Source organism: Christiangramia aestuarii (genome assembly GCF_009735585.1).
GTDB classification, from domain to species: Bacteria; Bacteroidota; Bacteroidia; order Flavobacteriales; family Flavobacteriaceae; genus Christiangramia; species Christiangramia aestuarii.
This window is the reverse complement of the sequence record NZ_VJVW01000087.1, coordinates 1-451: the sequence shown is the minus strand read 5'-3', so window position 1 is coordinate 451 and position 451 is coordinate 1. Positions and strand designations below refer to the sequence as shown.

The window sequence follows — 451 nt, the reverse complement described above, 5'->3', positions numbered from 1 at the left end:
CGGCCTGGACAGCGTGGCGCTGTGCGCCTGATCTCTCGACGATAACAGGAGCCGAGCATGTCGACAGATTCCCCGCTGCGCACCACCGCTTCGACCTGCTGCTACTGCGGCGTGGGTTGTGGCGTCCTGATCGAACACGACGGCGAACGCATCCTCGGCGTGCAAGGCGACCCGCGGCACCCGGCCAACTTCGGCAGACTGTGCAGCAAAGGCGCCAGCCTGCACCTGACCGGCGACCTCCAGGCCCGCGCGCTGTACCCCCAACTGCGCCTCGGCAAGCAACTGGCGCGGGCCCGCAGCGACTGGGAGAGTGCCCTGGAACATGCCGCCGGGCGTTTCGCCGAGACCATTCGCGAACACGGGCCGGACAGCGTGGCCTTCTATATATCCGGCCAGTTGCTGACCGAGGACTACTACGCCTTCAACAAGCTGGCGCGGGCCCTGGTCGGCA

Annotated in this window: 1 protein-coding gene; it reads left to right on the top strand. The window is 67.4% G+C overall.

All coding sequences use genetic code 11. From position 1 onward, the window contains the following. Window positions 1-57: 57 nt before the first annotated feature. On the top strand, window positions 58-451 hold a 394-nt coding region (locus tag FLP08_RS17030; protein WP_156278116.1), incomplete at its 3' end, for a molybdopterin oxidoreductase family protein.